The organism is Edaphobacter aggregans DSM 19364 (assembly GCF_000745965.1).
GTDB lineage: Bacteria > Acidobacteriota > Terriglobia > Terriglobales > Acidobacteriaceae > Edaphobacter > Edaphobacter aggregans.
The window spans coordinates 1-2,823 of record NZ_JQKI01000283.1; the positions used below are offsets into that span (position 1 = coordinate 1).

Here is a 2,823-nt window from a genome sequence, read left to right on the forward strand (position 1 = left end):
CGGGCGGTAGTTGCCAGACTGCGGTGGCCGAGCAATAACTGGATCGTGCGAACATCCGTGCCAGATTCCAGCAGGTGGACGGCGAATGCGTGTCGTAGGGTCTTCCCGTACTACTCATGATCTGCAGTCAACAAAAATTTGCTATCGGTTCCATCCCTTCTATGGCGTCGAAGTTGAAGTAATCCGCCATTTGCGGAGGACAGAGTCGGCGATTCTGATCGTCAGGCTTCCCGGAGGCGCACAGGTAGCGTTGCCTGAATGGATGCTGACTCCGCGGATCTGTAATCGCATGACTCACGAAGACAGACCGCGAATAGCTATTGAGGCCCTCCTTGACCTCCGCCGGCTGATCGATGCGCACCAAATTAAGAACGCTACCCAGGATCGTATTTGTGCAGAATCTCGATCAGGAGGTCAGGATGCACAACACCGATCTGATCGTGCGGCAGCGCAAGCTGCGCTTCGAGGAGAAAGAGATATGGACCGAGCTTCCGGAATCGACGCGGGAACACTGCCGAACTCTGTGGCGCCAGCTGTTGGCAGACGTTCTCAAAACCGGCGAACGGAGGCAAGATGAGCGAGAAGATTAAGGGCCACCAACTCGAGCGAGGAGCCTACGTTTACGTGCGTCAGTCGACGCCCTACCAGGTACGCAATCACCTGGAGAGCAAGGAACTCCAGTATGCTCTGGCGGGTCGTGCGGAACAACTCGGTTTTTGCAAGGTAGTGGTGATTGATGAAGACCTGGGCCGCTCCGGGGCCGGGACTCAGGAACGACCAGGCTTCGGCCGGCTATTGGCGTCGGTCTGTCAGGGGCTTGCCGGAGCGGTGTTCGCCTTGGAAGCTTCGCGATTGGCGCGCAACAATCGTGATTGGCATCATCTGGTTGATCTATGCGCACTCACGGAGACGCTGCTGATCGACAGCGATGGCGTCTATGACCCGCGGCAACTGAATGACCGTCTGGTTCTTGGGCTAAAAGGCACAATGTCGGAATTTGAGCTTGGCCTGCTACGACAACGCGCCCGTGAAGCTTTTGAGCAGAAGGTGCGTCGCGGCTTCGCGTTGTGGGAAGTGCCGGTGGGCTTCATCCGAACTGAAGAAGGCCAGATTGAAATGACGCCCGATCGCCAGGTGCAGCAGGCGATCAGAAGTGTATTTCAGAAGTTTCATCAACTCGGAAGCGCGCGGCAAGCGACGATCTGGTTCCGCGAAGAACAAATCCCCGTACCCAAGACCAAACCAGGAACCGCTGGACAGGAGGTGGTATGGGGAATGCCGAGCAGTGGAAGGATTCGTCAGATGCTGAACAATCCGTGCTACGCCGGGGCTTTCGCCTATGGCAAGACCGCGGCGCGAACGCGGATCGAGGACGGATGAGCCCGGCAAAGCTCGCGTTACCGGAAACCACGAAATGAGTGGAAGATGTTGCTTGTGGGCCATCATCCGGGGTACATCAGTTGGGAGGAGTATTTGGAGAACCAACAACGTCTGGAGGCCAACGTGGCATGGTCCGACAGTGAAGCCAGCGGTGCGGCGAAGCTTGGGGCCGCTTTGTTATCCGGTTTACTGCGCTGCGGTCGCTGCGGCAGGAAATTGCAAGTCGTTTATAGCGGTACCAGCGGCCGCGTGCCACGATACGTCTGTCGGGGTGATCGGGGAGATCGCGGATCCAGCCAATGCATGACCGTCGGTAGTTTGCGGTTGGATCGAGCCGTGGCACAGAGTGTACTGACTGCGATCCAACCTGCCGGTATAGAGGCCGCCGTCAAATTAACCGAGTGCGCCAAGGTGGAAGACGACGAGAAGCGGCAAGCGTTGGAATTGGCATTAGAACGAGCTCGCTATGAAGAGAAGCGAGCCCGTCGGCAGTTTGATGCCGTCGAGCCAGAAAACCGTTTAGTGGCGAGTGAGTTGGAGGCTCGATGGAACGGCGCGCTGGCACGGGTGGTGGAGGCCGAAGGTCGCCTTGCGGCTGCGGGAAAGGCGGCCGAGCCTCTGAGTGAACCTCAGAAGCAGCAACTGACCGCGCTGAGTGAAGATCTGATGGCGCTGTGGAATCATCCTGAAGCACCAATACAACTGAAGAAGCGCATCCTGCGCACGGTGTTGACAGACATCATCATCGACAATGAAACAGATCTCGCAACACATCGCCTGCGACTCCATTGGGCTGGTGGAGTGCACACGGAACTGCGTGTGGAACGTAACAAACCAGGACAACATCGCCACAGTGCCGATCGTTCGGTAATTGATTTGGTAAGTGACTTATCAAAAATATGCCCGGATAAGACTATCGCGGCTATCCTGAATCGACTGGGATACAAGACCGGTCAAGAGAAGACGTGGAATGCATCTCGCGTGGCTGGACTGCGGGGATATCACAAGATCGCCCCCTTCCAAAAGCAGGATGACTGGGTAACGCAAGAGGAGGCGGCGCGAGAACTGCAGGTGAGTAACACAGTAGTGAAGCGGCTTATCCGACAGCGCATTCTTCCGGCCAGACAGGTTGTGAGATACGCTCCGTGGATCATCGCGAAAAGAGATCTGTTGTTAGCTGCGGTACAGCAACAGGCAAAAGCGGCACGCCGGGGCGGCCATAGACTCCCGCAAATCTTGCTCGGCCAAGGCCAATTGTCTTTAGAATGAACGAACTCTGAAAGGTGGTGCAGTATGCCGAAGCCTGCCGAAGCAAATGGGGTGTAATGGGCTTACGGATACGCGAAAGGCGACGGGCCTTCTGGCAAGCTTGTTCGACGGCGCTTCTGTCGATCGGCTTGCTGGGCACATCCCCCTCGAAGAGCCACGTTTTCGGCCGCCCTG

The 2,823-nt window shown here is 57.0% G+C and carries 3 protein-coding genes and 1 pseudogene; 3 read left to right on the top strand and 1 reads right to left on the bottom strand.

What is annotated here, in order from left to right:
- Window positions 1–89: pseudogene (locus tag Q363_RS39650) on the bottom strand (tyrosine-type recombinase/integrase); the annotation flags it as partial.
- A 303-nt stretch (window positions 90–392) separates the two neighbouring features.
- Here Q363_RS39650 and Q363_RS41675 point away from each other — a divergent pair.
- Genes Q363_RS41675 through Q363_RS39660 form a run of 3 tightly spaced genes read left to right on the top strand, consistent with a single transcriptional unit; the run spans window position 393 to window position 2,649 of the window.
- Window positions 393–590 (top strand): hypothetical protein, encoded by a 198-nt coding sequence (locus Q363_RS41675; RefSeq protein ID WP_157468041.1) that lies wholly within the window; start codon window positions 393–395, stop codon window positions 588–590.
- Window positions 591–624: 34 nt separating this feature from the next.
- Window positions 625–1,380, top strand: a complete 756-nt coding sequence (locus tag Q363_RS39655; RefSeq protein WP_169747212.1) for a recombinase family protein — start codon at window positions 625–627, stop codon at window positions 1,378–1,380.
- Between the two features lie 45 nt (window positions 1,381–1,425).
- Window positions 1,426–2,649, top strand: coding sequence for a recombinase zinc beta ribbon domain-containing protein (locus Q363_RS39660; RefSeq protein ID WP_051979596.1), 1,224 nt, complete (start codon window positions 1,426–1,428; stop codon window positions 2,647–2,649).
- Window positions 2,650–2,823 lie beyond the last annotated feature (174 nt).

What these genes read in the sequence shown, in the direction of transcription:
- Q363_RS39660 (WP_051979596.1), top strand. Translation starts at nt 1,426, where the DNA reads ATGTTGCTTGTGGGCCATCATCCGGGGTACATCAGTTGGGAGGAGTAT.